Here is a 26,300-nt window from a genome sequence, read left to right on the forward strand (position 1 = left end):
GCCGCTCGGGCGGGGCTGCGGCCCAGGCGGCATAAGATCTGTTAGACGCGCCCGGTTCGTCTCCCCCGTCACAGGCCGGGCCACGTCCAGGCGTCTAGCGGCGGCAGCCGCTTGAATGGCACCGACGCTCGCGCCAGGGCCCAGATCCGCCAGGCGCCGTAGTCCGCCGCGGCTGCCGCCGCCGAAACGACCGCGGCGGCGACATAGGCGCGGATCGCCTGCGCCTGCTGATGTCGGGCGGCTCGGTCGGCGAGCCGCTCCCTAAGCGCGGTCTGCGCGTCGCGATAGGCCAGGCGCTTCTGAAGGTCCGCGTCAGCACGTGGTGGCCCATAGCGGCGTCTCCTTTCGAGTCCGTCTGGGACGCCTCGCCGCGGCATGATACCGTGATGCTTGAGGCGAGGGCGGGGGGCGCTCTCCGAACGAGGGGGAAGCGCATGGCGCTCGTTTTGGTGCACAACGCCGTGGTGGCGAACCCGGCGCATCAATGGGACGACGTCGAGGGCGTCCACTACCACTATCCGTCAAAGTATCGCGGCAAGATCGTGACCGGCGCGCCCTTCGTCTATTACCGCGGCGTGCATCGCCCAGGCGGCAAACGGGGCCCGGCGGAATATTTCGGCGCCGGCCGCATCGGCGACATCTGGCCCGATCCCGACCGGCCGGGCGCCTGGTACTGCGCCATCGACGACTACCAAAAGTTCGCCGCCCCCGTGCCGGCCAAGGTTGACGGCCAAAACCGCGAGATCATTCCTGTTAACCTCTGGCGCGACGGCGTGCGCCGGCTCGATCTCCAGGTCTACACCGGCATCCTCGCCGTCGCCGGATTGACGCCGGTCCTGGTTGCGGCGCCGAGCCCAGGGTCGACCTCAGCCCCCATCTCAGCGCCCCTAGCGGCCCCCATCGCGCCGCCGGTCGCAGCGGCGATTGAGACGGCCGAGCTGATCGTGCCGCCCAAACGGGCCGGGCCGCGCCGCAACGGTCAGGGCGGCCGCGGCGGCGAACGCCGCAGCCGACAGGCCAAGGCCGTGGGCGACTGGGCCGAGGCGGTGGCGCTGACCTACCTGCAGGCGAGCGGCGGGCTTTGCGTGCACCGCGCCGCGATCGGCGAGACGCCGGGGTGGGACATCGACTATGTCGATGCCGCCGGCCGCCTGCAGCGGGTCGAGGTTAAGGGGACGGTGGCGGCGGCCTTCACCGGGGTGGAACTGACCGCCAACGAGTGGGCCGCGGCCCACGCCCACGGCGACGACTATTGGCTCTGTCTAGTGGCCGACTGCTACACCGCCCGTCCCAAACTGCAGTTGCTGCGGAACCCCGCCGCCACGCTTGCCGCCGGCGATTGGAGCGCGCGCCCGAGCGTCATGGCCGTGGCCTTTGCGCCAACGGCCGACGACCGCCACGAGACTGAAAAGGGAGATGAGGTTTGAGCCAGGATCGGTTGGGGCGGCTTGAACGCGTCGAGCTGCGCGATATTTGGCTGAGCGAAGCCATCGATTTCACCCCGTGGCTGGCCCGCGAGGACAACTTGAAGCTGCTCGGCGAAGCGCTTGGCATCGATCTGGAGCTGGAGGCGCAGGAAAAGCCGGTCGGGCCATTCCGCGCCGACATCCTGTGCAAAGACCTGGGAACCGACTCGTGGGTGCTCGTCGAAAACCAGTTGGAACGCACCGACCACACCCACCTCGGCCAGTTGATGACCTACGCCTCCGGGCTGGAGGCGGTGACCATCGTCTGGATCGCGGCGCGCTTCACCGAGGAGCATCGCTCCACGCTTGACTGGCTCAACAGGATCACCGACGGCGACTTTCGGTTCTTCGGCCTCGAAGTCGAGCTGTGGCGCATCGGCGACTCGCTGGCCGCGCCTAAGTTCAACATCATCTCCAAGCCCAACAACTGGTCTAAGGCCGTGGCCCATGCGGCCCGCGCCATCGACGACGCCGAGCTTTCCGAGGTGCGGCTGACGCAAAAGGGGTATTGGGCGGGCCTGCATGCCGCGCTGAACCAGAAGAACGGACGGATTTCGGGCGACCGAAAACCTCAAGCCCAGTCCTGGATGGCCTATCCCATCGGTCGAACCGGCTTCAACCTGGGCGCAGTCATGATTCGGCCCAAACGGCAGATCCGCGGCGAACTCTACATTGCCGGCGATCAAGCCAAGCTGTTCTTTGGCCTGCTGCAGCAGCAGGCTGAGATGATCGAGGCCGAGCTTGGCTACCCTCTGATGTGGGAGGAGTTGCCGACCAAGCGCGACGCGCGGGTAGCTGTCTATCTCAACGATCTCGATCCCGAAGATGAGGGCGATTGGGGCCGCCAGCACGCCTGGCTTGCCGATCGCCTGAACGACCTGCATCGCGTGTTCAGTATACGTGTGCGGCGCCTCGGGCCTGAAATAGCTGAATGATGGAGGCGCGCGCCCTAACGTCATGACTGACCTTCGGGCGCTAGAAGACAGCGGCGAATGTCGTCGTCATCAAGCGTCTGACGCTCGGTGCTGCAATTTTTTTACGCAAGGGCGTGCGTGAAGGCGATTAGTGCAGTCGGGGACTTTCACACTGGTGTCGATGCTGTTTCCAGATAGCTAGAATTCGAAGGACTAAGCGATGGACAAGGGATTTACCGTTGAAGTCACCACTGAGGCCGTCGGTGGAGGGTTCAGTGTAGAGTATTTTCTCGTGCTTGCGACCTCGCCTGGGTCCGCAGAAAAGTTTGTTCGGAGCGCTCTCGGAGAAGTGGAGCGCGTCGTGATTAAGACGAGTTGGGAGCCGCACGACCATTTTGTCGTCCGTGGTGCAAGGATGATGTCCGTTGGAAAGTGGTAGTCATCAAGTCACAATCACGCTCAACCCCCTGGAACGATCGCTCAACCTAGCTCATGACGCCGCCATCGAGAGACTGCCTCAGCTGCTGCTCGAACACATGGTGCGCACGCCAACCCTTGGATCGTCCAAACGGGTAAAGCTTGAGGTGTTTTCTGATGAACATCCACCGCCCCATTTTAGGGTTTCTTACGACGGTTCGAGTGCAAACTTTGCTATTCAGACGGGCCTTCGCCTCGACGGCAACGCTTCTCTCGCAGTTAAAGACCGCACGGTCGCGCAGTGGTGGCTAACATACAGAGTCGCGATCGCGGCGTTGTGCAACAAGACTCGCCCGACAGGCCGCACCGTGGGCGAGTTCGTAGCCCCGGCGGATTGGCGTTAGAGAGAGTTTCTCTGGGTTATGCCCAAACGCGATCTCAGTGCACATTCGGAAAATCGCACTTTACCAAGCGACTGCGTCTGCAGCCCGTTAGTTGAGGCCTTTCACGTAGTCGAGCCCAAGTTCGTTTTCACGATCAGCAAAAGCGCGACGTAGACGACCGGGATCAGTCGAGAAGCGATCCATTCAACCTGAGACGCGCTCAGGCTATCGGTATCTGAGGAGGCGTTGAGCGCAGTCTGATAGGTCGCTTCGAGATGTTGGTCTACAATTCCTTTTACAACCAACGGCATCTCATCAGCCGCCCCACCCTTCGCAAGTTCCGCGCTGAGGCTGATGGGCATGGTCGGCGGCTGCCGCCTAGATAGGGTCGGGGAGGGGGTTTTTCGATCTTGGCCAGTTAAGCTGACAACGCTGGAGGAAAATCTCAGGGGCAGGTCAGTTTCCCTGACAACGGGATCAGATTTGCCCGCCGACACCCTTGAACTTCGCGACGAAATCCGAGACCTGTTGGAAGACCGTTGCCTTTTTGGTGAGGTAAGAAGGGTTGAGTGGACTCATCTTGGGCAGGATGTCGTTCAGGTCGTGGCCATTCTCGCTCACTAGCTCGCGCCTGACTGAGTTAGCCACATAGCGCCTTGCCGCTTCGAGGTTCAGATTTTCCGACTCAACAAGCTGATCAAATTCGCGGCGCTGCTCCCGCCGGGCAAAGTCGTAGAAAGCTTCCATGATCTCCGATTTGCCGTCCATCTCATCAAAGTCAGTGCCATTGATGAAATCGACGATCAGACTCTCTTTTGCGCGATTGCCTAAGCTCGCACGAATGAGCCGACGAGCTTCCTCGATTAGATCAGCCTTGCTGTCAGAACTTCGGTTCTTCTCGAAAATAAGTTCCAGAATATAATCTAGATTTATTTCTTTAGATTTCAGAAGGTCCACTTCGAAGACCACATCGTCCCAATCAAGGGTACTTTCTTCGGTCTGAACCGCCGCTTTCTCGCGCCTTAACCAGTCGCGGATATCGTTATAGGCCGACTTGTAGTCTTGGATCAGTCGTTCGGATGGAAGTGCGATCGACTCTAGGCCTTTGACTTCTGCATCATCCAGGTGATGCGCGGCCTTGAAGGCCTCAACCGCCCCTAGTTCGCCTTGGTCGAGATTTTGAAACGCCTTGAGTGCAACATACTCGTCGAAGTTTTGGAGCACATTTTCAGCCCTGAGGAACTCTCCGAACAGCTTTGCAAATGCCTTTTTGTCAGCTTCTTTCGCAATCTCGCTTGGTTCGGGGAATCCATGCTCCAACTCGGCCAGAATAGTCTTGAAACCCCGGCCGGTCGCTCCAGACACATTGTCCGTGAAGCCTTCCATGTATTCCTTGTAGCTTTTCTCAAGCAGCACGTTCTTCGTGTTGCTGTCGCCAAACAAGGTGATCGCGTCAATCGTGGCCTGCTCCAAATCCCGAAACGCCACGATGTTGCCGAATGTCTTGGTCGCATCGAAGATTCGATTGGTGCGAGAATAGGCTTGAATCAGGCCGTGATACCGCAAGTTCTTATCGACAAAGAGCGTGTTGAGCGAGGGCGCATCAAAGCCGGTCAGAAACATACCGACCACGATTAGCAAATCGACTTCCTGCGACTTCACACGATTGGCCAGGTCGCGGTAATAGTTTTGGAGGCCGTTCCCGTCCGTGCTGAAGCTTGTGTGGAACATTGTGTTGTAGTCTCGGATCACGGCGTTCAGGAATTCCTTCCCAGTGCTATCCATCGCTGACACATCGAAACTCTCATCGCGGATTTCGCCGATAGCGTTCTGCTCTTCGTTTGCCGCAAATGAAAAAATGGTCGCGATTTTGATGGGTTTTTCGCTGCCATCTTGGAGCTTGCTCAATGTCTCGTAATAGAGTTTTGCGGAATCGACGCTGCTGACCGCAAACATCGCGTTGAAGCCCCGCCCTCCGGGATTTGCCCGATGCGTCTTCTGGCGAAAGTTAGTCAGAATATACTCCGATATCTCCTTGATCCGCTCAGGGTGCAACAGAACCTTCCTGTTCTCAGCTGCGCTGAGCTTGGCCTCATTCTGCTCCTTCTCAATTGCTCTGAACCTTGGCCTCACGTCATTGTAATCGACTTTGAACTTCAGCACCTTCTCATCGCGAATGGCGTCGGTGATGACGTAGGAATGCAGCTCTGTGCCAAACACGCTTGAAGTGGTTTCTGAACCTGAGGCGTTCTCAGGGAAAATCGGCGTACCGGTGAAGCCAAACTGATAGAACCGTTTGAATTTCCGTTTGAGGTTCGCTTGCGCCTCGCCAAACTGGCTGCGGTGGCATTCGTCGAAAATGAAGACAACCTGCTGGCCATACACGGGCAGATCGCCTTCGCTCTTCATCAGATTGTTCAGCTTCTGGATCGTGGTAACGATGATCTTCTGATCGTTCTTGGCCAGGTTTCGCTTCAGCGCTGCAGTGTTTTCAGAGCCGTTGACGCTATCGGGCGAGAAGCGCTGATATTCCTTCATCGTCTGATAATCGAGGTCCTTGCGGTCGACCACGAAGAACACCTTGTCGATGAAGTCCAGCTCGGTCGCCAACCGCGCCGCTTTGAAGCTGGTAAGCGTCTTGCCTGATCCGGTAGTGTGCCAGATGAAGCCGCCGCTTTCCGGCTTGCTCCAGCTCTTTGCGTTGTTGGAGCTTTTGATCTTCCAGAGGATTCGCTCGGTGGCGGCAATCTGATAGGGACGCATTACCAGCAGCGTATCGCTCACATCAAATACCGAATAATGCAGCAGCACGTTTAGCAGCGTGGTCCTTTCAAGGAAGGTAGCTGTAAAATCCTTGAGGTCCCTGATGAGCCCGTTATCCGCCTTCGCCCAGTTCATGGTGAAGTCGAAGCTGTTCTTGTTGCGATTGGTCGTGTTGGCAAAGTAGCGCGTGTCGGTGCCGTTCGAGATCACGAATAGTTGGAGAAACTTGAACAGCGAATTGTCGCTGTTGAAGCTTTCCTTGCTGTAGCGGTGTATTTGGTTGAACGCCTCGCGGATCGCCACACCACGCTTTTTCAGCTCGATTTGCACCAATGGTAAGCCATTGACTAGGATCGTCACATCATAGCGATTAGGGTGCAGCCCGGTCTGCTCAAACTGCTTGATCACTTCCAGCTTGTTGCGCGCGATGTTGGACTTGTCGAAAAGGCTAATGTTCTGGATGCGGCCATCATCGAATACGAAATCGTGGATGTAGTCATCGTGGACCTTGCGGGTCTTATCGATGATCCCGTCACTCGGATTGTCTAGATAGGTGCTAACAAAACGCTGCCATTCCTCATCCGAAAAGCGCACGTTGTTCAGGTCTTCCAGCCGCACACGAACATTGGCCAGCATGGTTTCGGGCGAGGTTGATGCGGGCAGGCACTCGTAGCCCTGATTGCTAAGGTCCTTGATCAGCTCGCGCTCAAGCTCGGCCTCGCTCTGGTAGTGGTCCGCGGCGGCCCAATCGCTGGTGTATTTGTCGAGAACGATAAAATTGTTCGATTCCACAATGGGCTTGGTCTGCTCAACCATTCTGCGCTTCCCGCTGCACGAAGCCGTAATTGTTGATCAGGTTATCGTAAAGAAGCTTGACCGTCTGCTTTTCCGGCTCTGTTGGTTCGCGGACTTGCTCCCCTGAAAGCGTTGAATGGCTGGAGAACTGCATTACCCTATTCAAATAGCCCTGCTTTGCTCCTGGTGCATCCGCCCCGGGCACGGTGTTGAGCAAATCGCCCCATTCTCGATAGCCCAGGAAAGCTGCTGTTTTCTCGTAAAGATTGCGCAAAAACATGAAGTGAAAGCGCTCGATTGTGTTCCGCTCGATGGCTTCGGCAAGCATCCTACGCAAATACAGGTGATACGAAAAGCTCCTGTTCGAATCCCCATGCCTGATGTCCAGCTTAAAGGTGCCATCTTCCAGTTGTTCCAGCAGACGGCAGCCCTCTCTTTTTCCTGCCTGATTCAACTTCAGCTCATTGTGCAGAACATTGTAAAAAAGCGGGTTGTGTGTGGTGATGACAAATTTCAGGCCATTTCCGTTATCGCTTTTCCTGATTAGGTCGGCGACATCGACCGCTAGCTGGATCAGGTGGTTTTCATCGAGGGAGCTGACCGGGTCATCGATGAAAACATATTGAAGATCATTGAATAGCTGCGTTTCTCGGTCCTCCACCCCAATCACGTTGCGGGCGCTGATTGCTTGATCAAGCAGGCAGAAGAAGACGCTCCAAATAAAATTGCTTTCTTCACCCTTAGAAATCTTGAGATTTGCGATCCCTTCATTATCGCCGCGTTCCAGCGAAAAGGTCACTGCTAGAAAATCGTTACTGAAGCGGGGCGAAAGGTTTTGTCGGGTATAGCGCTGGAATGTCGTGATGACGCTGACATCTAGGCCCAAATCCTCGAATGCCGACTTTGTGTAGGCATTGGGGTGAATCTTGAGCTTGCGCTCCACGTCGCCGGTCAGGTCGTTGTCCCAATAAAACAGGTCTTCGGTGAATGCGTTGTAATAAAGTGTCTTGGGTCGACGATCGTCTTCGCGTTCCTCTGTTTTGGGATCGATCAGCTCTTTCAATGCGCTAGAAAGGCGGGTTTTGCCGGTGCCATTGAAGGCGTAGATCAGCTGGACCTTCTTGTCCGTCGCGTGAAGCGTTTGGGCAATCTGTTCGAGGGTCTGGCTCACGCTTCAGAGCTCTCTGCTGGCCTTGGGAAGCTTAGGAGCAGGTCGCGGTACTTTTCATATTGCTGTTGCCGCAGCGCGATTTCGCGCGGCAGGCCTTCACTAAGCGAGGTCGTGAGCGTATCGAACTTGTCGAGGATCGTGGCGATACGAGCTTGTTCAGCGAGTGCCGGGACAGGAATGCGAAGCTTCTTCAGATTGACAGCATTCAACGCAGGGATGCCATCAAAAGTGCATAGACCCCTTATCTCAGACTGGAACTGCTCAAGAGTGTGATAGAGAAAATTCACATTCAAATCATCCGTAGATCTTATGGTCACTGAATAGTTCAGGTTTCCCCGAAAATACCTGCCCTCTTGCCAAGTGACCGATCCTACACCTGCACCTCGGCTGGTGATTCCGATTGGATCTTCTTCGGTATTCCAATCGTCAAGAAAGCCGAGTGGGTCGCGACCACTATTGATAACAGGATACTGGCCGGGATTATCGGCGATCATATTCTTATTGACCGACTGCCCAGTCTTGATGCGGGTTAGTTCCCCCAACTGCATCCACTCGACCTCACCATCTTCAAAGGTCAGGAGCTGGTCGCGGTAGTGGTTGTATTGTTTTTTTCGCGTCGCAAGCTCGGCGGTCAACTCGGCGGTCAACTCAGTGAAGGTGTCCAATATCCGGACAATCTCCCGCTGTATCGCCAGCGACTTCTCCGGTTCGTCCGGGCAGGGGATGGGGATTGCGAGGCGTTCTAAGACGATTGCATCAAGGGTGGGAATTCCTGCGTACCGGACTTTGCCTTTTATATGAGGCTCAACGTTACGGAGAAAGTGAAACAAATACCTGCTGTTTAAGGATTCAGAATGAGCAATGCAGTAACATCCATCAGAAGACCAGAACTCACCTTCACTATATCCTACGGTTCCAGCCGAAGCGCCCACATTGATAATCATCGTGGAGTTTGCGGGTCGATTTGACTGCCCATAAAATCCGAGGGGGGCCAGGCCGCCGTGATAAACTGGAAACTTCGAATTGTCTGATAGGTTGCTCTTGGTAAGCCTCTTACCGCGCAAGACAGTCGAGATGTCACGCAGCAGTATCCACTCAACCCCAGCCCCATCAAGCAGCTTTCCCAGAAAGCCCACATCGCTCACGCTTCGATCTCCGTAACAATCGCATCAATCTCGCTGCGCAGCCGGTCAATCCTAGCCACAGTGGTTTTCAGATCCGCATTCAAGTCGGCAATGATCACCTGATCGCGAGTGTCCTTCGGCTCGATATAGGCGCTGACCGAAAGGTTGTAATCCGCATCGATGAGGCGCTGCTGGTCCACCGTTTCGGCGACATGCGGCACGTTCTGCTTGCTGGCGAACAAGCGGATAATCTCGGCAACGTGATCGTCGCTCATCTCGTTGGTATTGGTCTTTTTGGCGAAGAAACCTTCACCGCTGGCATCGATGAACTGCACCTTGGTGTCGGGCTTGTTCTTGGCCAGCACCAGAATCGTCACCGCAATCGTAGTGCCGAAAAACAGATTTGGCGCGAGCGCTATCACCGTTTCCACAACATTGCTGTCGATCAGATATTTGCGGATTTTCTGCTCTGCGCCGCCGCGATAGAAAATGCCCGGAAAGCACACAATCGCCGCGCGCCCCTTGGCTGAAAGATAATGCAGCGCGTGCAGGACAAACGCGAAATCCGCCTTTGACTTTGGCGCGAGCACGCCTGCGGGCGCAAAGCGGTCATCATTGATCAGGGTGGGGTCTTCGTCCCCCTTCCACCGCACCGAATAGGGCGGGTTCGAAACGATGGCATCGAAGGGCCGTTCATCCAGAAAGTGCGGATGTTCCAGCGTGTTGCCGTTCTGAATGTTGAACTTGTCGTAGTTTACATTGTGCAGGAACATGTTCATGCGGGCAAGGTTGTAGGTGGTGTAGTTGATCTCCTGCCCGAAGAACCCCTCTTCGATGAAGTGATCGCCGCAGTGCTTCTTGGCCTGCAACAGCAACGAACCGGAACCGGCGGCTGGATCGTAAATCTTATTGACGCTGCTCTGCCCGTGCACAGCCAGTTGGGCGATAAGCTTCGAAACATGTTGCGGGGTGAAAAACTCACCGCCCGATTTGCCCGCATTGGCCGCGTAGTTGGAGATCAGGAACTCGTAGGCATCACCGAAGAGATCGTTTTCGTTTTCCTCGAACTTGAGCGGCAGGTCCTCGACGCCTTTCAGCACCTTAGCCAGCCGGGAATTCTTGTCCTTCACTGTGTTGCCCAGCCGGTTGCTGGTGGTGTCAAAATCAGAAAACAGGCCCTTGATGTCCTCTTCCGAAGGGTGGCCGTTTGCCGAAGCTTCAATCGCCCTGAAGGTGGCGGCAAGGTCGGTGTTCAGGCTTTCGTTGGTATTGGCCTTGGCCGCGACATTGGCGAAGAGCTGGCTGGGATAGATGAAATAGCCCTTGGTCTTGACTGCATCGGCTTTGACCGCGTCGGGAATGGCGCTGTCGGGCAGATTGGCATAGCTGACGCTCTCGTCACCTGCTTCGATGTAGCTGGTGAAATTCTCGCTGATGAAGCGGTAGAACAGTGCGCCCAGCACGAACTGCTTGAAATCCCAGCCATCGACCGCGCCCCTGACCTCATTGGCAATCGCCCAGATTTTCCGGTGCAATTCGTCGCGCTGCTGTTGGCCTGTCACTCTCATGATCCCCTAAATTTACCGAGCAAAGCCTTTGCCATGCGCCTGAGCCAACATTCTGGCCCGCTTCCCAACCTACAGGCAACGCCTTGATCTCTCTGTCGCATGGGTGGTGTCATCTGTGGACGGCCCCATCGCTGCAAGGGTATTTTGATAAATGTCGATCTGGGGGTGCGGTCAAGCGCATAGCGATCGCGGATGGATACCTCGACGAGGTCTCGGCCAGCAAACAACGCCGGGATTTCCCTGGTGGGTCGCGGGCCGCCACCGCTGAAACGCCATTTGCGGATGCCCGTGTTGGAGAGGGTCTTGGGGAGCGTCAGCCTTGGCCGTGGGTCGGCTGGGTGTTGTGCAGATCAGCGGCTTTTACGGGATCGGACTGGAAATGTGAGTTCACGGAATGGCCGTGAGGCGCAGAAGAGCAGGGTATGGCCCGGCGGGTGTGTCCGCTCATGACTGAGGCCGTGTAAAAACGTGCTGAGCGACGGCGGGGCGGAGGTTGAGACGAAGCGCAGGACGCCTCGTGCTCAGGCCCGGATCGCCTCCATCAACGGCCTGGTTCCCATCACCGCCATCACCCGCTTCATATTGTAGGCCAGGATGTGGAGGCTGATCTCGGTCTTCACGTTGGGCAACCGCTTCATCAGGAAGTGGGAGTGGCCCATCCAGGCCTTAATGGTGCCGAACGGGTGTTCGACCAGGCTTCGTCGTTCACGCATGGCTCTGGGCCTCAGGTCCATTCGGGTTTGAAGGGCATCGATCACCGCTTCATGCTCCCACCGCGTGACCTTTTGTTCGACCGCAGGCGTGCACTGAGCCTTGATGCTACAGCCTGTGCAACTGGCCCGATCCCAGTACCGATGCAGCGTCATGCCTCTTTCGACGACGGTCATGTGGTACGGAAGCAGGGAGCCGGCCGGGCAACGGTAGACGTCTTGATCTGGCAGATAGACGAAGTCCTGCTTGCCGAAGCGCCCATTCGCCTTTGCGCCTGACGTCAGCGTCTTTGGCACGAAGGGCGTCGCGCCCAGGGCCTCACAGGCCAGGATTTCTTCGCCGGAGAAGTAGCCCCGGTCCGCCAGCACATCGAGCCTCTCCACGCCCATGGCCTCCTTGGCCTGACCCGCCATGTTCGCCAGCTGTTGCTTGTCCGAGCCGGTCATCACCACCTCGTGGGCGACGATCAGGTGATGCTCGCCCTCGACGGCGGATTGGACGTTGTAGCCGACGATGCCGCTCCCCCGGCCTGACGTCGCCATGGCGCGGGCGTCGGGAACGGTCAGGGACACCTGGCCGTCCGGCGACGCCTCGACCTCAGCCTCCATGACCTTCAGCATCGCCATCTGGGCGCGAAGGCGATCGATCTTCTCGACCAGCCTCACCGACCGTGCCTCCACGCCATCCCCCTCGTGCCGATCGGCCGTATCGAGGTCCTCGAGGTAGCTGGCGATGTGCTCGGCAACCTGCTCGATCCGCCGCTTCACCTTGTAGGCGGTGAAGTTCTTGTCGCGGGTGTTCACCGCCTTGAACTTCGAACCGTCGATGGCGACGAGGGCCGATCCGAACAGGCCCAACTGTCGGCACAGCACCACGAACTGCGCACAGGCCGCCTGGATCGCAGGGCCATTCTCGCGGCGGAAGTCGGCGATGGTCTTGTGGTCCGGCGCCAGCCGCCCCGTTAGCCACATCAGTTCGACGTTGCGCTGCGCCTCACGCTCCAGTCGCCGGCTCGACTGCACCTTGTTCAGGTAGCCGTAGACGTAGAGCTTCAGCAGCATGGCCGGGTGGTAAGCGGGCCGTCCCGTCGCTGCGGGCGTCATCCCCTCAAACCCCAGCCCCTTCAGATCCAGCTCGTCGACGAAGACATCGACCACCCGGACCGGATTATCCTCGGCCACATAGTCATCAAGACACTCGGGAAGCAGCGTCTGCTTCCGGCGATCTGCACCCTGAACGAAGCGGCTCATACCCACCTCCTGCTGACCTCAGAAGGCTAAGCTAATTCGCTCCATACCAAGACGTTTTTACACAGCCTCGTACGGATGTGGGCTCTTGGACCATGTCGGTGTTCTTTCCGTTCCGGGGCGGATGGATAAGTGGTATCGCGTGGTCGTGGTTGTACGTTGGATCCTGGCCTACCAAAAACCCAATTTGCAATCTGAGAATCCACCATTCGACCGTTCCGGCCCGCCATCGCCGAGCCGGCCAGCCGCGCGAACATGCTCGATCGAACGACCGGGTCAGACTTCGCTGCGACGGGGGCCATGTCCGCTTTCGGTGATGTGAGAAATTCTGTCGTTAGGCGGCAGGACATTTGTCTTGAGGCCCTAGCCTTACTCCGACACAAGTCGGCCGTGTTTCCCGGTTTTAAAAATTTCTTTGTCGCGGGCCTGTCGGTCCCTCGGACCGAAGCCGTCCGATCCAGTCTTGGGGCGGCCATCGGGATCGCGACCTGCGGCGTGCTCGCCCGCTGTGTGATCGAGGGCCGGATTTCCTTTTCGCCGCTGCTGGCCGCGCCAATCGGCGCCTCGGCCGTCCTCGTTTTCGCGTTGCCAGCCAGCCCATTGGCGCAGCCCCGCGCTGTCATCGGCGGGAACATGTTGTCGGCCATCGTGGGCCTGGCTTTCGGTTTCATTATTCCTGATCCGCTGCTGGCCTCGGTCGCAGCCGTCGGCATCGCCATCCTCGCCATGAGCCTGTTGGGCTGTCTGCATCCGCCCGGCGGCGCCATGGCCCTTGGCGCAGCGCTCGCCATGTCGTCGTCGTCGCCGCTCGGACTGGACTACCCCTTTGTGCCGGTTGGATTGTGTTCGATCCTGCTCGTGATGGCAGGAAGCCTCTATGGACGGGTTACCGGCCATGCCTACCCCCGTCGCATCGATCAGATCGTCAGCCCTCACCGCACCGGCGATAACCCGCCCTTCGAGCGGTTTGGCTATACCCGTGCGGACCTCGACCAGGCGCTCGCTCACTACGGCGAGTTGCTGGACGTGAATCACAACGATCTCGACGCGGTCTTCCGCAATGTTGAAGTTCAGGCGCATCGCCGGCTCCATGGGGCCATTCCCTGCGCCGACATCATGTCGCGCGATGTTATTTCGTTGGTCGTCAGCCAGGCCGCCGACATCGCATTGGCCAAGCTTCAGGCCCACGATCTCAGGACCGCTCCCGTCATCGATGCGCGCGGACGGGTAGTTGGTCTCATTCGGCGTGCCGAACTGCTCGCTGGCGGTGTTTCGCCGGTGGGCGAGCTATTGGATCCCGTCGTCGCCACCGTGGGCCTGCAGACTCCGATCGAAGAACTCCTGCCCGCTCTGTCGAGCGGCGCGATGCATGAAGCCCTGGTCATCGATGAAGATCGCGTGTTGGTCGGCATCATCACTCAGACGGATTTGCTGGCCGTTCTCTATCGCGCGCACGTCGTCGAAGCTGTCGTATCGGCAAAGGCCGCCTGAAACTCCGCGGAGGTCTGACTGGACGGTTCCGATGTCTGGCGGTTCTTTCCGCCAGACATCGATAGTATACAGGCTGGTCGTTTTGGTCAGGCCGCGAGGCTTTCATCAGCGGGGCCGAAAAACTCATAGTGAATGCGGTCTGCCGAAACCCCGGCTGTTTGCAGGTCCAGCACGAGGGCACGCAGGAAGGGCCGAGGACCGCAGAGATAATAGTCCGCCTCCTGGACCGGAGTGTGCTCGGTCAGCCAGGCGCCGGAAATCACGCCCTGGTGATCAAAGTTTCCGGCATCATTCGCCGCGATCATTTCGTAAAATACGGTGCTGAGCGCCCTCGGGTGAGCAGCCGTCAAGCGACGAACGTGATCACCCATGGCATGGGTCTCGGCGTCGTGCGCGCCATGGACGTAGTGGACCTCGGTCTGAGGATGTTGCGCCACGATCGTCTCCAGCATGGAGACCATTGGGGTCAAGCCCACCCCGCCGGATAGCAGGACGACCGGGCTTTGCGGTTCTTCGGACAGGAAGAAGTCGCCCGCAGGCGCGCCGACCTTCAGCACTATGCCAGGACGGGCGTTGTCATGCAGCCAGCCCGATGCCAAACCCTGCGCCTCGCGCTTGACAGTGATGCGATAGGTTTCGTCGTTCGGTGCGCAGGATATGGAGTAGTTGCGCTTCACCGGAGCATGACCGGGAATGTCGAACCAGAAGGTCAGATACTGGCCCGGACGGTGACGCAGCACCGGGCCGCCATCGACCGGCTTCAGCATGAAGGAGGTGATGACCGAACTTTCCGGACGCACCTCGACCACCTCGAACGCGCGCCAGCCGTTCCAGCCGCCTTTGGCTGTCCCCAAGTCTTCATATATGGCGGCTTCGCGGGTGATCAGGATGTTGGCCAGGAACCAGTAGGCTTCGCCCCAGGCGTTCAGGATCTCCTCGGTTGCAGCGTCGCCCAGGACATGAGCGATGGCGCCCAGGAGAGCGTCTGCGACGTGCGGATAGTGATCAGGCTGGATCTGCAGCCCGACGTGCTTCTGGGCGATGCGTTCAACCGCAGCCGCAAGGGCGCCGAGGTTCTCGATGTTGTTGGCGTAGGCCAAGATCGCGCCGGTCAGGGCGCGCGGCTGCGAGCCGCTGTCGCCATGGTGGGACTGGTTGAACAGGTCGCGAATCTCGGCGTTCTGGAACATCCGCGAATACATCTCGTGGACGATTTCGAGCCCGTGGGCTTCGAGAGCGGGAACGGTAGCTTTGACAAGCGCGATGGTGCGCTCACTGAGGGCTTGGGCCATCAGAGTCTCCTGGACGAGGTGATGTGAAGGGGGAGAAGAAGGGCGGGCTAGGTGTTTGGGAAATTTGAACCGGGAGGCCCACCGCGCTGGACGGCGATCCCAAGCTGGAGGCTCTGGGCGATCATTCGAGATTTGCCGACAAACAGCGCCGCCGCGTTGGGTGGGCAGACCTCGAGAGCAACCCGCTCGAAGATGTCCAGCCAGCGCTGGAAATGTGGAGCGCCGATATCGAGGATGCCGACATGAACCGCCATCGGAGTCCCTTTAAATCGGCCGGTCATCAACAGCACGGACGACCAGAAGTCCCACAGCTTGTTCAGGTGCTCGTCCCAAGCCCCGCCAATCGCCCGGTCGAAGATCGGGCCGAGGAGCGGATCAATCCGAACCTCGGCATAGAAGCGGTGGACAAGGTCGCGGATCATCGATTCCGTGACGCCTACGGCAACGCCAGGACCCACGCGCGGGGATGAGATCATGGCTGTCTCGGCGTACTCACGGGATCGCTCAAGCGGCCGTCTTCCACGTCGGTTCGAGCGTGACGTGCGGCGGGCAGGGGGCGACCGCCTGGATGGGAAGTCCGCCGAGTTCGTTGGCATAGCCGTGATTGACGTCGCGGTGGTGGGCTTCGTCGGCCCGCACGACCAGAACCACGTCGCGCAGGGTCGCTGTATCCGCCAAACCCCAGTAGCGCTTGGCGATCTCGGGAGCCGCCACATTAGGTGAACGCCCCTCATCGATCTCGGCGAGATAGTGGGTGTAGCTGGTTACGGCTTCCTCCTCGAAATAGCCAACTACGCGGTGAGCCGTCTTCGAGGACACGAGATACAGACCGAAGAAGAAGAGATAGAAGACCCATTGCACCGAGACGATGACGAAGCGTTCGAACAGCGTGGGCTTGGAGATCTCAATGAAGGTCATCAGGTGCATACGCTCGTTTTCGGCTTCGTCCATCAGCGTTTTGATCCAGCCCTTATCGTCGCACATCCGGCGCAGGCAGGTCAGGTGATTGATGGTGGCGCCGACCATTCCCGGCACGGCGGCGACAGTCTCCAACACCACGGCGCGGTGACCGTACCGCTTGGCGAAAAAGGTGTCGGCGCAGAAACGCAGCAGCTTGGTGAAGCTGAACGCGACCCTGTCCGAGATACCCTTGGGCCGATGATGGACCGAGAGATCAACGAGAGGAGCAGTCATGGCCTGGTTCCTTGAGGTCGGGGAGACCTCCGGGCCGCGTTGGGCGGCGTTTGAAGTTGAAGACGGTGTAGAAGGGGGCGATCGTCGTCGATATTCCGGTCTTGTCCCTAAGGGGAATCCCGGAGGCGGCATTGGCCGTCAAACTGGGTTATGGAGTGTCGATGCGAGCCATCCAGCCCCCTGAGACGGCCCCGTCCTCGCTCATCCAGCCGGCGCCGGCCTGGGTTGCCGTGGCGACGACTCTGGTTGTCGGCGCATTTGGCGTGGGGCTGCGGTTGATCCTGGGCGAAACCCTTGGAGACCACGGCGCCTTTCTGGTTTTCGTACCCGCTGTGGTCGCCGGGGCCGCACTTGGCGGTTGGCGGCCTGGGATCTTTGCGACAGTGTTGACCCTGGCCGCCGGGTTTCTGCTTACGCCCTTCAGCCAGGCCCTCGTCATTGAGGCTGTGTTGTTTTGCGGGGTCGCGGCGACGGTGACTGTTGGCGGCGAGTGGTTTCAACGCGCCCACCGGGATCTGTCAGCGCGCGAAACACATCTGCGCCTGATCCTTAATACTGTCCCCGATGCGATGATCCTGATCGACGAGAAGGGTTCGATGCGCGCTTTCAGCCCGACGGCCGAGCGACTTTTCGGTTGGCCGGTCGATGAGGCTATCGGCCAGAACGTCAACGTCCTGATGCCCGATGCTCACCGCGAGGCGCATAATTCCTATCTTCAACGATACTACCGAACCGGCGAGCGTCGCATCATCGGCCGGGGGCGGATTGTCATGGGTCAACGCCGGGACGGCTCGACATTTCCGATGGAGCTGGCGGTCGGTGAAATGCGCACGTCCGAGGGCCGCTTTTTCACGGGGTTCGTGCGGGACCTCACCGAACGGCAGCAGGCCCAGGCCCGGCTTCAGGAGGTTCAGGAGGATCTGGTCCGTGTGTCCAGACTGACTGCGCTCGGCGAGATGGCGTCAGCCCTTGCGCATGAGCTCAATCAGCCTCTAGCAGCGATCACCAACTACCTGAAGGGTTCCAAACGTCTGTTGCAAGCCCAAGGGACGTCAGATGATCGTCTGACCCACGCGATCAGTGAAGCGGCCAACCAGGCCTTGCGGGCGGGCGAGATTATCCGACGCCTGCGCGACTTCGTCGCTCGCGGAGAGAGTGAGCGTCGTATTGAGGATCTTCTTGCACTGGTCGAGGAAGCGGGCGCTCTGGCGCTGGTCGGCGCCCGGGAGGCAGGCATACAGGTTGAGTTCGACATGGATCCGCTCGTCGGCCGCGTGCTGGTGGACAAGGTCCAGATCCAGCAGGTCCTGCTGAACCTCATACGCAACGCGATGGAGGCCATGGAAAATACGAAATCCAAACGGCTGGCTATAAGGGTGTCCGCCGAGGAGGACATGGCTCGTGTCTCGGTCTCGGATACCGGCTCTGGCATTGGATCGGACACTGCAGAGCACCTGTTCGAGCCCTTCAGGACCACCAAGCGCAACGGCATGGGTGTAGGCCTGTCAATTTCCCGCACGATCATCGAAGCCCATGGCGGCAAGATCGAGTTCGAAGCCCTGCCGCAAGGCGGCACGGTTTTCCACCTTACCCTTCAGCGCGCGAGCCTTGCAGAGGATTTGCCCCATGACAGCTGAGCTGACCGTGCACGTCATCGATGATGACGAGGCAGTCCGCGACTCGACGGCATTTTTGCTCGAGACCGCAGACCTGAAGGTGCGAACCTATGAATCGGCGGAAACCTTCCTGGCCGAGCGCGACAGAGCGCCCGGGTGCATCATCACAGATGTGCGTATGCCCGGCATCAATGGTCTGCAGCTGGCCCGAAGGATCAGAGATTCCGGATCGAACGAGCCTGTGATCGTGATCACGGGGCATGCGGACCTGCCGCTCGCGATACAAGCGATGCGCGCAGGCGTCATCGATTTCGTTGAAAAACCCTTCGACGATGAAGTTTTGTTGGGCGCGATCAGCCGTGTTCTGGGACAGGCGGAAGGTGCGCTGTCCGCTGAAGGGCAGCGCCGGGAGATGGGGTCTCGCTTCGACAGCCTGTCCCAACGAGAGCGGGACGTTCTCGATGGCCTGGTGCAGGGACACCCGAACAAGGTGATCGCTTACGATCTGAACATAAGCCCGCGTACGGTCGAGGTGTACCGCGCCAATCTTATGACCAAGATGAAAGCAGGAAGTCTTTCGGAACTCGTGAGGATTTACCTGACGCTTCACCCTGCCTGATTTTCGATCCGCCCTTCCCCCAGGAAGCAGGTCGTGGTTATATCGTACTACGATACAATCTCGGTTTTGAGGTGACGTGATGGATAGTGTTTCAAGGCAGGAAGATCTGGCCTGCTCGCATGAGCTCCAGATTTCGGTCCGTTTCGACGAAGGGGCCTGGGTTGTCGACTGCAGTCCGATGTTCGAGATTTTAAGCTATCCCTCCGGTGCGGCTGCTGAAGAAGCAGCGCGTCGGCTGGCCGCCCGGTTGGCCCAACAGGGGCAAGCGGTTCACGTCCTCATAGAAGATCGCCGGCATGCTCTCGTAGGGACACAGACCTATTTTGCCAGCGAGCTAGGCCAGCCCCGCAACTCGGAGATTCGAGCATGACGCGGGTTCTAGTTGCAGCGGCGTCTGGGATGGCCTTGCTACTGCTTGGCATATTCATGCTGGTGTATGGAAACCTCACAGCCAATCACACTGCCCTCTGGATGGCGTTACTCCTGATCCCTCTCGCTTTAGGCCTGCTCGGCTGGTCGGTCTTTGACCGCAACCGACGACTATAAATTCGTGAGCACTTCCGCAGACTGTTCGGTGCCAAATACTGGGAACACAGACGCTTCGTCAGACGCTTTGACGCAGACAGATTTCCAGACCCTGGCGAGATTTCGGGTAGCGATCAGGCAATATCTGGCGTTTGCAGAACAGGGAGCCAAGGCGGTTGGTTTGACCTCGCAGCAGCACCAGGCGCTTTTGATTATTAAGTCCCAAAGCTACTCGGGGCCGGTCAGAATTGGTGATGTCGCCAGACTTTTGCTCCTCAAGCCGCACAGCGCGGCTGGACTGATCGACCGTCTTGCGGAGAACCGCCTGGTTACGCGACAGTCTGCATCGGATGATCGGCGCGAGGTCCATGTCAGCCTCACGGCCGCCGGAGAAGATTGCCTTGCAAAGTTAACGGCTCGAAATCTGCAAGAACTCCGGGTGGTCTCTCCTGTGCTCTCTGCTCTGTTCGAGCAATTCGACAGCTTCGATTGAAAATGTTGGCCCTCGCACAAGAGCGTCATGTGCATACGTGATAGTCGAACCGCCGGCGCTCCTGAGCCAGCGCCTTCAGCCGATCGCGGAGCGCGCCATCCTCCGGTCGTGTCCGCAGAGAGCTGGTCAAAAGCGACAAGGGCGGCGAGCTCATGGCACCTTCTGGGCCTCTCGATGCCAACTGCTGAGGCCTGTGGAATCCGCATCGACATGAAGGCTCGAGTGCGCCGAGTGGCGCGCCGCACGCATTCGGCGGCCTTAGTCGAGTGAGGCCTTATGTGTCTACTGGTGGATACGTTGAGGGTCCGCTTTGTGCGCTGACAGCAATGTCTGTTCCTGGCGCGGAGCCGCCGTTCACCCTGCTGATCGACGGTCTGGAAACCAAGGTGCTTTATCCGGGCTGAATGGACCGGTATCCACCCAGATGGTCGAAACGAACAAAACGCAAACCCAAGCCGATGCCGATGTGGCTGGCCGGAACGGGAGCGTTCGCCATCGCCTTTGTTGGAGCGACATACATCGTCACGCCCGACGCTCCCGGGAAGGCGGAGCTCCATCGAGAGTGGAGCAAGCGGACGACGGACCAACACTATTCCGGGTGCGGCCAAGCGCGCGCTAATAATCACGAGGACATCGCGTCGTGGGAGCCCGGCTACCGGGGCCATATGGATGGCGATGGGGACGGGTTAGCCTGTGAGCCCTACCTTTGAGCGTCCGCTAACTGCGAAGCGGACCTCGCGAGGTAAGCTCGGCACAAAGTCCGGTTCCTGGCTTGAAGTGAATGACCCCTCATTGCACTAAATGGTCATCATAGGCGAGGTCACCAGGCCGAGGCGAGGATAACGGCACTTGAAGCAGGTGGGTTAATCTGCGTCCTCGTAGTGCTTCCGGATCATCTCGCGTAGCCAAAGCGGGCGTCGGGCATCCATGTCGACTTGGTACTGGTCGCTCAGGGGCGCGGAGTCGGGAGCATCCCCGAAATCGAAGGCCTCTGGACGCGTTCGGATAAGGTTCGCGATCGGAGAGGCCTTGGGTTCAGGACCGTTTGGGCAGCCGTTTAGGTTATCGCTCATGGAATTTATCTTGCTCCTATTCGCCGATCACTCAAGTCGTGTTTTTGGGTCCTAGTAGTGCTCGCCCCTGTTGTCACAAACGCCAGGTGAACTTCCGGAGTATGTTGAGATTCTTCCACTCCCACTTCTTTAGGCCGTTGATGCTCTTGTTGACGGCGTGGGCTTCAGCCTTTTCAACGACTCGATCCAATTTGGGATTGGCTTTTTCGTGCTCTCGTAGAGCCTCACAATGTATTTTGTGCAGATAACGTTGGGTCGGACCATTGCCCTTCAGGGCGCTCATTTTCATTGACTGCAAGTTTGCGACATGGAACGGCACCTGACGCGATCCAGCGCTAGTCCGTATCGTGACCAATTCTTCTGTAGTGCCGAGGGTGTCTCGGCGTCCCTGCCGGCTGGAGATCGCGCGCTGGTGCTTGGTGCGTGGCCGCCCCAATGGGTTGCCGGACTCGCCTTTGGCGAACTGACCCTTGGGCGTCCGGCGCCGCGGCAGGTTCTTGAAATCAATCTCGTCGTCCATCACCGGGCCTCTGCAGTCTGAATGTGTACGATGTCTTCAAGGGTGGCGGTCAGGCCTGTCATGGCCTCCCAGCGCTGGATGATTGTGTCGACGTAGATCGGGTCGATCTCGATGCCGCGGCATCGTCGGCCCGAGCGCTCGGCAGCAATCAAGGTCGTCCCTGATCCAAGGAATGCGTCCAGGACCAACTGGCCGCGCTTGGTGACGTCCTTTATGGCGTCCGACACCATGGCGACGGGCTTGACGGTGGGGTGCCAGTCGAGCTCCGCCGCACGCGAACCGCCGCTATTGACCGAGGCGTAGTCCCAAACGTTCGTCCGATTGCGGCCATGCTTGCCGAGCTCAACAGCATTGAAGTGCTGAGCCTCTCCGACGCGATAGACGAACACCAACTCATGCTTGGAGCGATAGAGGGATCCCATGCCGGCGTTGGACTTGTTCCAGATGCACAGGTTGAGGAGGTCGCCGTAGACCTGGTCGCCCGCATGCTGGACGTGGCGGGCGTGACGCCAGTCCATGCAGACGAAATGCACGGCGCCGTTGCGCGAGACTGAAGCGCAAGCCCCCAAGGTCTGCTTCAGGAAAACCTCGAACTGTGTGTCGCTCATCTCACCTGAGGCCATGGCGAACTCGCGGTGCTTAGAGCGAACATTCGCGTGGCCTTGGATGGCGACGTTGTAGGGCGGATCGAGGAAGGCGGCGTCGATCTTGGCGTCTTCACCAACCACCCGCGCCAGAAATTCGGGATCCCGGCAGTCTCCGCAGCCGATGCGGTGATCGCCGAGAACCCAGATGTCGCCGAGCTTGGCGCGGGGCGGCTCGGAAGACGGGGGGAGGGGCGTGTCGTCGTTGTCCGCCAAGGGCTTGTGATCCAGCATGACGTCGATCTCGCCCACGGTGAAGCCGGTCAGCTCCAGGTCGATCTCGATCTCCGTGGACTGGATGTCGACGATCATTTCGCGCAGCAGGTCCGGATCCCAGCCCGATTTCTGAGCGATGCGGTTGTCGGCGATCCGCAGCGCCTTCTTCTGCGCGTCGGTCAGTCCAGACAGGGTGATGGTCGGAACGGCTTCGAGCCCACACTTCTTGGCCGCCAGCGCCCGGCCATGACCAGCGATAATCAGCCGAGCTTCATCAATCAGGATAGGGTTCACGAACCCAAAGGCCTCGATGTTACGGGCCAGCTGTTCGACCTGCTTAGGCGGGTGGGTCCGAGGGTTAGCCGGATCGTGTTTGAGGTCCCGGAGCGGTCGATAGACGATCTCGAGCGCACGCGGGGGCGCATCCATAGGGGGCATGGCAAGAATTCCTTTGATGAGATGAATCTGCGCCAGCCCCTTAGGCTAACTCGCACGGACGCCTGACGTCCTCACGGCTCAGATGTGAGCCTGGACTGGCGTGGCAAGCTTAACCCACGCGCAGTCCGGAGCGGGAAGTGGCTCTACGAGCCACCGGTCCTTCTGAACTCACAAGGCGAGAATGATCCACCCGCATGGGCGCGTCAAGCCTGCGAATGCTACAAACAAAGAAAACTGCAAGATATTATAAGTTTATAATAGTTACAAGATAGTTTTCGGGATAGTTGCTGTCGACTTGGCCAAATATTCGAGCATTGGTTCAGCTATGAAGGACATAGACGCCGACGCAGACATCGGGTTCGCCGACCTAGCCGGCATGGGTTTGGCCGAGCTTCGTGAAGAGTGGCGGAAACACTTCGGGGCGCCGCCAAAGTTACGTTCACCGGAACTCTTGGGCTTGATGTTGGCCTATCGGCTTCAAGCCGCCAACGAAGGCGGAATAGACGTGGACCTCCGCCGAACGCTTCGCCGGCCTCATGCGGGAAAAACGTCTTCGGTGCTGACCCCGGGCACCAGGCTCGCCCGAGAATGGCAGGGGGTCCGCCACGAGGTCACCGTCGAGCCCGACGGCCGGGTCCGATGGCAAGGTCAGGATTACCGGAGCCTGTCAGAGGCGGCGCGGGCGATCACCGGCTCCAGATGGAACGGGCCGAGGTTCTTTGGGCTTCGGGCGGGCCAGCCATGAGCAAGCCGATCATCCGCTGCGCCATCTATACCCGCAAGAGCACAGAGGAGGGGCTGGATCAGGCCTTCAACAGCCTCCATGCCCAGCGAGAGGCCTGCGAGGCCTACATCAAAAGCCAGGCTGCCGAGGGTTGGATGGCCCTGCCGACCCTGTATGACGACGGCGGCTTTTCAGGCGGCAATATGCAGCGGCCGGGCCTTCGTCAGCTGCTCGCCGACGTCGATGCAGGCCGCGTCGATACGGTCGTGGTCTACAAGATCGATCGCCTGACCCGTGCGCTGTCGGACTTCGCCCGCATCGTCGAGCGACTAGACAAGGCTGACGCCTCGTTTGTCTCGGTGACCCAGTCGTTCAACACCACCACCTCGATGGGCCGGCTGACGCTCAATGTGTTGCTTTCGTTCGCTCAGTTCGAGCGGGAGGTCACCGGAGAGCGCATCCGCGACAAGATCGCGATGTCCAAGAAGAAGGGCATGTGGATGGGCGGCGTTCCGCCACTGGGCTATGATATCCCGACCGACCCGACGACCCGCGCCTTGGTGATCCACCCGGCTGACGCCGAGCGGGTCCGGTCGATCTTCCAGCTCTACCTTAAGCTGGGCACGGTCTCGGCGCTCGAGCAGCACATCGCGGCTGAGGGTTGGCGTACGCGCGAGCGGGTGAGCCAAAGGGGCGTTCCGTCCGGCGGGGCGCCTTACAGTCGAGGCATGCTCTTCCACCTCCTGAAGAACCGGGTTTATATCGGAGAGATCGTCCACGGCCAGACCTGCGCGCCTGGCCTGCACCAGCCCATTATCGACCAGGCCGTCTTTGACTGGGCGCAGAAGCAACTGGCCAAAAATACAATCGCCCGGGCCGAGCGACCGCGGCGATCGGCCGACCTGAAACTGAAGGGCAAGCTGTTCGACGCTGACGGTCATCCGATGAGCCCTTCCTTCGGATACGGCCGAGGCGGCAAGGTCTACCGCTACTACGTCTCCGCGCCGCTGCAGGCGGGCCATAAGCACAAGCTGGATCGCGACAAGGCCATCCGGCGGGTCACCGCGGAGTCCATCCACGAGATCGTCTGCGGCGCAGTCGGGCCAAGGCTCGCTGGGAAGGGCGACGGAATCGACGCCGCCGTCGGCGTCGTGCGCCGGGTCGAGATCTTGCCCGACGAGGTTCGGCTCAGCCTGATTGCAGACTGCCTCACACCGGCCGGCCGAAAGGGCCTGACGCCGCGGGGCGACGACCTGGTCATGACTGTGCCGATGCGATGCCAACTTAGGGGCGGGCGGGTCGAGCACATCCTGCCGCCAGGCGCGAAGAGAAACAGAGTCAGGCGCGATCCGACTTTGATCCGGGGACTGCAGAAGGCGCACCAGCTCGCCAAGGCGATGGGCTGGCGCGCGGGCGACGGGGATCTGGCTGAGCTGACCGCCAAGCAGCCGGACACGGCCTATGACCGAAAGCTAGTGCGCTTAGCCTTCCTGGCGCCCGACATTCAGCGAGCCATCCTGGCGGGCGAGCAATCGCCCAGCCTCACCCTCGCTCGTCTCCTCCACGAACCGATCCCCACAGATTGGGCTGATCAACGACGCGCCTATGCCTGAGGGCAGGTGAGCTTCACCTGTCCTGCCTGTTATGCACCTGCCAGCCACGTGCTAGCGACCAGCAAGCCGCCTGATATGCACCTGATACGCACCTGTTATGGCGCCTGATAAATAGGTGGTCGCCCAAGGGGTTTAGGCGCTGAAAGCCAGTGCACGCGGGGATTTACCCAGTGAAGTGCAACTGCGGCGACCATCCCAAAAAACAAATAACAGGAAAACAGGCAAAGTCCTCCGATCTGAGATCGGGCGGAGACTGGGCGGCGCATGACCGCGGATGATGGAGGGAAGGCAGGGGCACCTGGCGGGAGCCACAGGACATCGGGCCGGCCAATGGCCCGCGACGAGCCACCGGCTGGCGTGTGGGGGTAAGAGAGACAAGCTAGCTGGGGTCGGTGGCGGACAGAGAGGGATTCGAACCCTCGGTAGGCTTTCACCTACACACGCTTTCCAAGCGTGCGCGATCGACCACTCCGCCACCTGTCCGTTTCCACGACGTCGCCGTGTAGCCGCCGGACGGTCGATCCAGCGGAGCGAGGCTGATAGAACAGCCTGACCCCCTCGGCAAGCGCCCTGTGAGGCCCCATATGGGGGGAAGTCGATTTTGCTCCCGATTTCTGCGAGATTTTTTCCGATGTTGTTCCAGAAGACCGCCGAACTGCCGACCGCCGAGACCGCCCTGCCGGGTCGGGAGACCGCTCTCGCCACGGACGAGAGCCATTTCGTCCTGGGCCATGCGCTGAAGGGGCCGCATCCCGAGGGATTCGAGACGGCCATCTTCGCCATGGGCTGCTTCTGGGGCGTGGAGCGGGTGTTCTGGCAGTTGCCGGGCGTCTGGGTGACGTCGGCGGGCTATGCCGGCGGGATCACGCCGAACCCGACCTATGAAGAGGTCTGCTCGGGTCGGACGGGCCACACCGAGGTGGTGCAGGTGGTGTTCGATCCGAAGGTGATTTCCTACGGCGACCTGCTGAAGGCCTTCTGGGAGAATCACGATCCGACGCAGGGCATGCGCCAGGGCAACGACCTGGGCACGCAGTACCGCTCGGCCGTCTACACCCTGAATGCGGCGCAGCAGGCGGAGGCCGAGGCCTCACGCGACGCCTATCAGGCGGCGCTGTCGGCGGCGGGCCGGGGAACGATCACGACCGAGATCGAACCGGCCGGCCCCTATTACTTCGCCGAGGACTATCACCAGGGCTATCTGGCCAAGAATCCGGCCGGATATTGCGGCATCGGCGGGACCGGGGTGGTCTGCCCGATCGGCGTGGGCGTGGAAGCCTGAG

At 59.5% G+C, this 26,300-nt stretch carries 22 protein-coding genes and 1 tRNA gene; 11 read left to right on the forward strand and 12 right to left on the reverse strand.

Features of this window, described 5'->3' with window-relative positions; genetic code table 11:
• Positions 1–434 precede the first annotated feature (434 nt).
• From B4A39_RS04265 to B4A39_RS16430, 3 genes are all read left to right on the forward strand, one after another.
• Positions 435–1,427, forward strand: a complete 993-nt coding sequence (locus tag B4A39_RS04265; protein WP_292033661.1) for a DUF3883 domain-containing protein — start codon at positions 435–437, stop codon at positions 1,425–1,427.
• A complete protein-coding gene (locus B4A39_RS04270; protein ID WP_292033663.1) occupies positions 1,424–2,401 on the forward strand; it encodes a DUF4268 domain-containing protein in 978 nt (325 codons plus the stop codon). Before B4A39_RS04265 ends, B4A39_RS04270 begins: the two co-directional genes overlap by 4 nt.
• A gap of 515 nt (positions 2,402–2,916) precedes the next feature.
• Positions 2,917–3,201, forward strand: coding sequence for a DUF4160 domain-containing protein (locus tag B4A39_RS16430; protein WP_409449560.1), 285 nt, complete (start codon positions 2,917–2,919; stop codon positions 3,199–3,201).
• Positions 3,202–3,302: 101 nt separating this feature from the next.
• On the opposite strand, the gene B4A39_RS04275 is transcribed toward B4A39_RS16430, so the two are convergent.
• From B4A39_RS04275 to B4A39_RS04300, 6 genes are all read right to left on the reverse strand, one after another.
• Entirely contained in the window at positions 3,303–3,542 is a 240-nt protein-coding gene (locus tag B4A39_RS04275; protein ID WP_292033666.1) for a hypothetical protein, read from the reverse strand.
• 115 nt (positions 3,543–3,657) lie between these two features.
• Complete coding sequence (locus tag B4A39_RS04280) at positions 3,658–6,759, reverse strand: HsdR family type I site-specific deoxyribonuclease (protein ID WP_292033667.1); 3,102 nt, start codon at positions 6,757–6,759, stop codon at positions 3,658–3,660.
• Entirely contained in the window at positions 6,752–7,909 is a 1,158-nt protein-coding gene (locus tag B4A39_RS04285; RefSeq protein ID WP_292033670.1) for an AAA family ATPase, read from the reverse strand. Before B4A39_RS04285 ends, B4A39_RS04280 begins: the two co-directional genes overlap by 8 nt.
• Complete coding sequence (locus B4A39_RS04290) at positions 7,906–9,054, reverse strand: restriction endonuclease subunit S (protein WP_292033673.1); 1,149 nt, start codon at positions 9,052–9,054, stop codon at positions 7,906–7,908. The genes B4A39_RS04285 and B4A39_RS04290 overlap by 4 nt, the downstream gene beginning before the upstream one ends.
• The gene (locus tag B4A39_RS04295) at positions 9,051–10,595 is read right to left on the reverse strand and encodes a type I restriction-modification system subunit M (protein ID WP_292033676.1); all 1,545 of its coding nucleotides are present in this window, start codon (positions 10,593–10,595) and stop codon (positions 9,051–9,053) included. The genes B4A39_RS04290 and B4A39_RS04295 overlap by 4 nt, the downstream gene beginning before the upstream one ends.
• A gap of 527 nt (positions 10,596–11,122) precedes the next feature.
• Positions 11,123–12,562: an IS1182 family transposase gene (locus B4A39_RS04300; RefSeq protein WP_292033679.1), complete on the reverse strand. Its 1,440-nt coding sequence runs from the start codon at positions 12,560–12,562 to the stop codon at positions 11,123–11,125.
• 387 nt (positions 12,563–12,949) lie between these two features.
• On the opposite strand from B4A39_RS04300, the gene B4A39_RS04305 reads away from it, so the two are divergent.
• On the forward strand, positions 12,950–14,050 hold the full coding sequence (locus B4A39_RS04305; protein ID WP_292033682.1) for an HPP family protein: 1,101 nt from the start codon (positions 12,950–12,952) through the stop codon (positions 14,048–14,050).
• 86 nt (positions 14,051–14,136) lie between these two features.
• Here B4A39_RS04305 and hmpA read toward each other — a convergent pair whose 3' ends face one another.
• From hmpA to B4A39_RS04320, 3 genes are all read right to left on the reverse strand, one after another.
• A complete protein-coding gene (hmpA, locus tag B4A39_RS04310; RefSeq protein WP_292033685.1) occupies positions 14,137–15,342 on the reverse strand; it encodes an NO-inducible flavohemoprotein in 1,206 nt (401 codons plus the stop codon).
• A gap of 47 nt (positions 15,343–15,389) precedes the next feature.
• The gene (locus B4A39_RS04315) at positions 15,390–15,764 is read right to left on the reverse strand and encodes a group III truncated hemoglobin (RefSeq protein WP_292033688.1); all 375 of its coding nucleotides are present in this window, start codon (positions 15,762–15,764) and stop codon (positions 15,390–15,392) included.
• 82 nt (positions 15,765–15,846) lie between these two features.
• Positions 15,847–16,536, reverse strand: a complete 690-nt coding sequence (locus tag B4A39_RS04320; protein WP_292033691.1) for an alternative oxidase — start codon at positions 16,534–16,536, stop codon at positions 15,847–15,849.
• Positions 16,537–16,667: 131 nt separating this feature from the next.
• On the opposite strand from B4A39_RS04320, the gene B4A39_RS04325 reads away from it, so the two are divergent.
• The 4 genes from B4A39_RS04325 (at position 16,668) to B4A39_RS16435 (ending at position 20,499) form a co-directional block, all read left to right on the forward strand.
• Positions 16,668–18,173 carry a PAS domain S-box protein gene (locus B4A39_RS04325; RefSeq protein WP_292033693.1) on the forward strand — a complete coding sequence of 502 codons (1,506 nt, stop codon included), beginning with the start codon at positions 16,668–16,670 and terminating at the stop codon, positions 18,171–18,173.
• Positions 18,163–18,771 (forward strand): response regulator FixJ, encoded by a 609-nt coding sequence (fixJ, locus tag B4A39_RS04330; RefSeq protein ID WP_292033696.1) that lies wholly within the window; start codon positions 18,163–18,165, stop codon positions 18,769–18,771. The genes B4A39_RS04325 and fixJ overlap by 11 nt, the downstream gene beginning before the upstream one ends.
• 613 nt (positions 18,772–19,384) lie before the next feature.
• Entirely contained in the window at positions 19,385–19,789 is a 405-nt protein-coding gene (locus B4A39_RS04335) for a MarR family winged helix-turn-helix transcriptional regulator (protein WP_292033699.1), read from the forward strand.
• Between the two features lie 464 nt (positions 19,790–20,253).
• A complete protein-coding gene (locus tag B4A39_RS16435) occupies positions 20,254–20,499 on the forward strand; it encodes an excalibur calcium-binding domain-containing protein (protein WP_409449561.1) in 246 nt (81 codons plus the stop codon).
• Between the two features lie 436 nt (positions 20,500–20,935).
• Here the strand turns inward: B4A39_RS16435 and B4A39_RS04340 are convergent, their stop codons facing one another.
• Together B4A39_RS04340 and B4A39_RS04345 are read right to left on the reverse strand one after the other, a co-directional pair.
• A complete protein-coding gene (locus B4A39_RS04340; RefSeq protein ID WP_292033701.1) occupies positions 20,936–21,382 on the reverse strand; it encodes a DUF5681 domain-containing protein in 447 nt (148 codons plus the stop codon).
• Positions 21,382–22,680, reverse strand: coding sequence for a site-specific DNA-methyltransferase (locus tag B4A39_RS04345; RefSeq protein WP_292033704.1), 1,299 nt, complete (start codon positions 22,678–22,680; stop codon positions 21,382–21,384). Before B4A39_RS04345 ends, B4A39_RS04340 begins: the two co-directional genes overlap by 1 nt.
• Before the next feature lie 325 nt (positions 22,681–23,005).
• On the opposite strand from B4A39_RS04345, the gene B4A39_RS04350 reads away from it, so the two are divergent.
• Together B4A39_RS04350 and B4A39_RS04355 are read left to right on the forward strand one after the other, a co-directional pair.
• Positions 23,006–23,425, forward strand: coding sequence for a DUF2924 domain-containing protein (locus B4A39_RS04350; RefSeq protein WP_292033771.1), 420 nt, complete (start codon positions 23,006–23,008; stop codon positions 23,423–23,425).
• Positions 23,422–25,017 carry a recombinase family protein gene (locus tag B4A39_RS04355; protein ID WP_292033707.1) on the forward strand — a complete coding sequence of 532 codons (1,596 nt, stop codon included), beginning with the start codon at positions 23,422–23,424 and terminating at the stop codon, positions 25,015–25,017. Before B4A39_RS04350 ends, B4A39_RS04355 begins: the two co-directional genes overlap by 4 nt.
• A gap of 393 nt (positions 25,018–25,410) precedes the next feature.
• Here B4A39_RS04355 and B4A39_RS04360 read toward each other — a convergent pair.
• A tRNA-Ser gene (locus B4A39_RS04360) sits at positions 25,411–25,500 on the reverse strand.
• Positions 25,501–25,648: 148 nt separating this feature from the next.
• Between B4A39_RS04360 and msrA the strand changes: the two genes are divergently transcribed.
• Complete coding sequence (gene msrA, locus B4A39_RS04365; protein ID WP_292033709.1) at positions 25,649–26,299, forward strand: peptide-methionine (S)-S-oxide reductase MsrA; 651 nt, start codon at positions 25,649–25,651, stop codon at positions 26,297–26,299.
• Position 26,300 lies beyond the last annotated feature (1 nt).

The sequence above is a fragment of the Brevundimonas sp. UBA4553 genome (assembly GCF_002387245.1).
Classification (GTDB): domain Bacteria; phylum Pseudomonadota; class Alphaproteobacteria; order Caulobacterales; family Caulobacteraceae; genus Brevundimonas.

Bases quoted from the DNA above. Each gene is read 5' to 3' on its own strand.
- B4A39_RS04265 (WP_292033661.1), top strand. From the start codon at position 435: ATGGCGCTCGTTTTGGTGCACAACGCCGTGGTGGCGAACCCGGCGCAT.
- B4A39_RS16430 (WP_409449560.1), top strand. From the start codon at position 2,917: ATGGTGCGCACGCCAACCCTTGGATCGTCCAAACGGGTAAAGCTTGAG.
- B4A39_RS04275 (WP_292033666.1), bottom strand. From the start codon at position 3,542: ATGCCCATCAGCCTCAGCGCGGAACTTGCGAAGGGTGGGGCGGCTGAT.
- B4A39_RS04280 (WP_292033667.1), bottom strand. From the start codon at position 6,759: ATGGTTGAGCAGACCAAGCCCATTGTGGAATCGAACAATTTTATCGTT.
- B4A39_RS04300 (WP_292033679.1), bottom strand. From the start codon at position 12,562: ATGAGCCGCTTCGTTCAGGGTGCAGATCGCCGGAAGCAGACGCTGCTT.
- hmpA (WP_292033685.1), bottom strand. From the start codon at position 15,342: ATGGCCCAAGCCCTCAGTGAGCGCACCATCGCGCTTGTCAAAGCTACC.
- B4A39_RS04315 (WP_292033688.1), bottom strand. From the start codon at position 15,764: ATGATCCGCGACCTTGTCCACCGCTTCTATGCCGAGGTTCGGATTGAT.
- B4A39_RS04320 (WP_292033691.1), bottom strand. From the start codon at position 16,536: ATGACTGCTCCTCTCGTTGATCTCTCGGTCCATCATCGGCCCAAGGGT.
- fixJ (WP_292033696.1), top strand. From the start codon at position 18,163: ATGACAGCTGAGCTGACCGTGCACGTCATCGATGATGACGAGGCAGTC.
- B4A39_RS16435 (WP_409449561.1), top strand. From the start codon at position 20,254: ATGTGGCTGGCCGGAACGGGAGCGTTCGCCATCGCCTTTGTTGGAGCG.
- B4A39_RS04340 (WP_292033701.1), bottom strand. From the start codon at position 21,382: ATGGACGACGAGATTGATTTCAAGAACCTGCCGCGGCGCCGGACGCCC.
- B4A39_RS04345 (WP_292033704.1), bottom strand. From the start codon at position 22,680: ATGCCCCCTATGGATGCGCCCCCGCGTGCGCTCGAGATCGTCTATCGA.
- B4A39_RS04350 (WP_292033771.1), top strand. From the start codon at position 23,006: ATGAAGGACATAGACGCCGACGCAGACATCGGGTTCGCCGACCTAGCC.
- B4A39_RS04355 (WP_292033707.1), top strand. From the start codon at position 23,422: ATGAGCAAGCCGATCATCCGCTGCGCCATCTATACCCGCAAGAGCACA.
- msrA (WP_292033709.1), top strand. From the start codon at position 25,649: ATGTTGTTCCAGAAGACCGCCGAACTGCCGACCGCCGAGACCGCCCTG.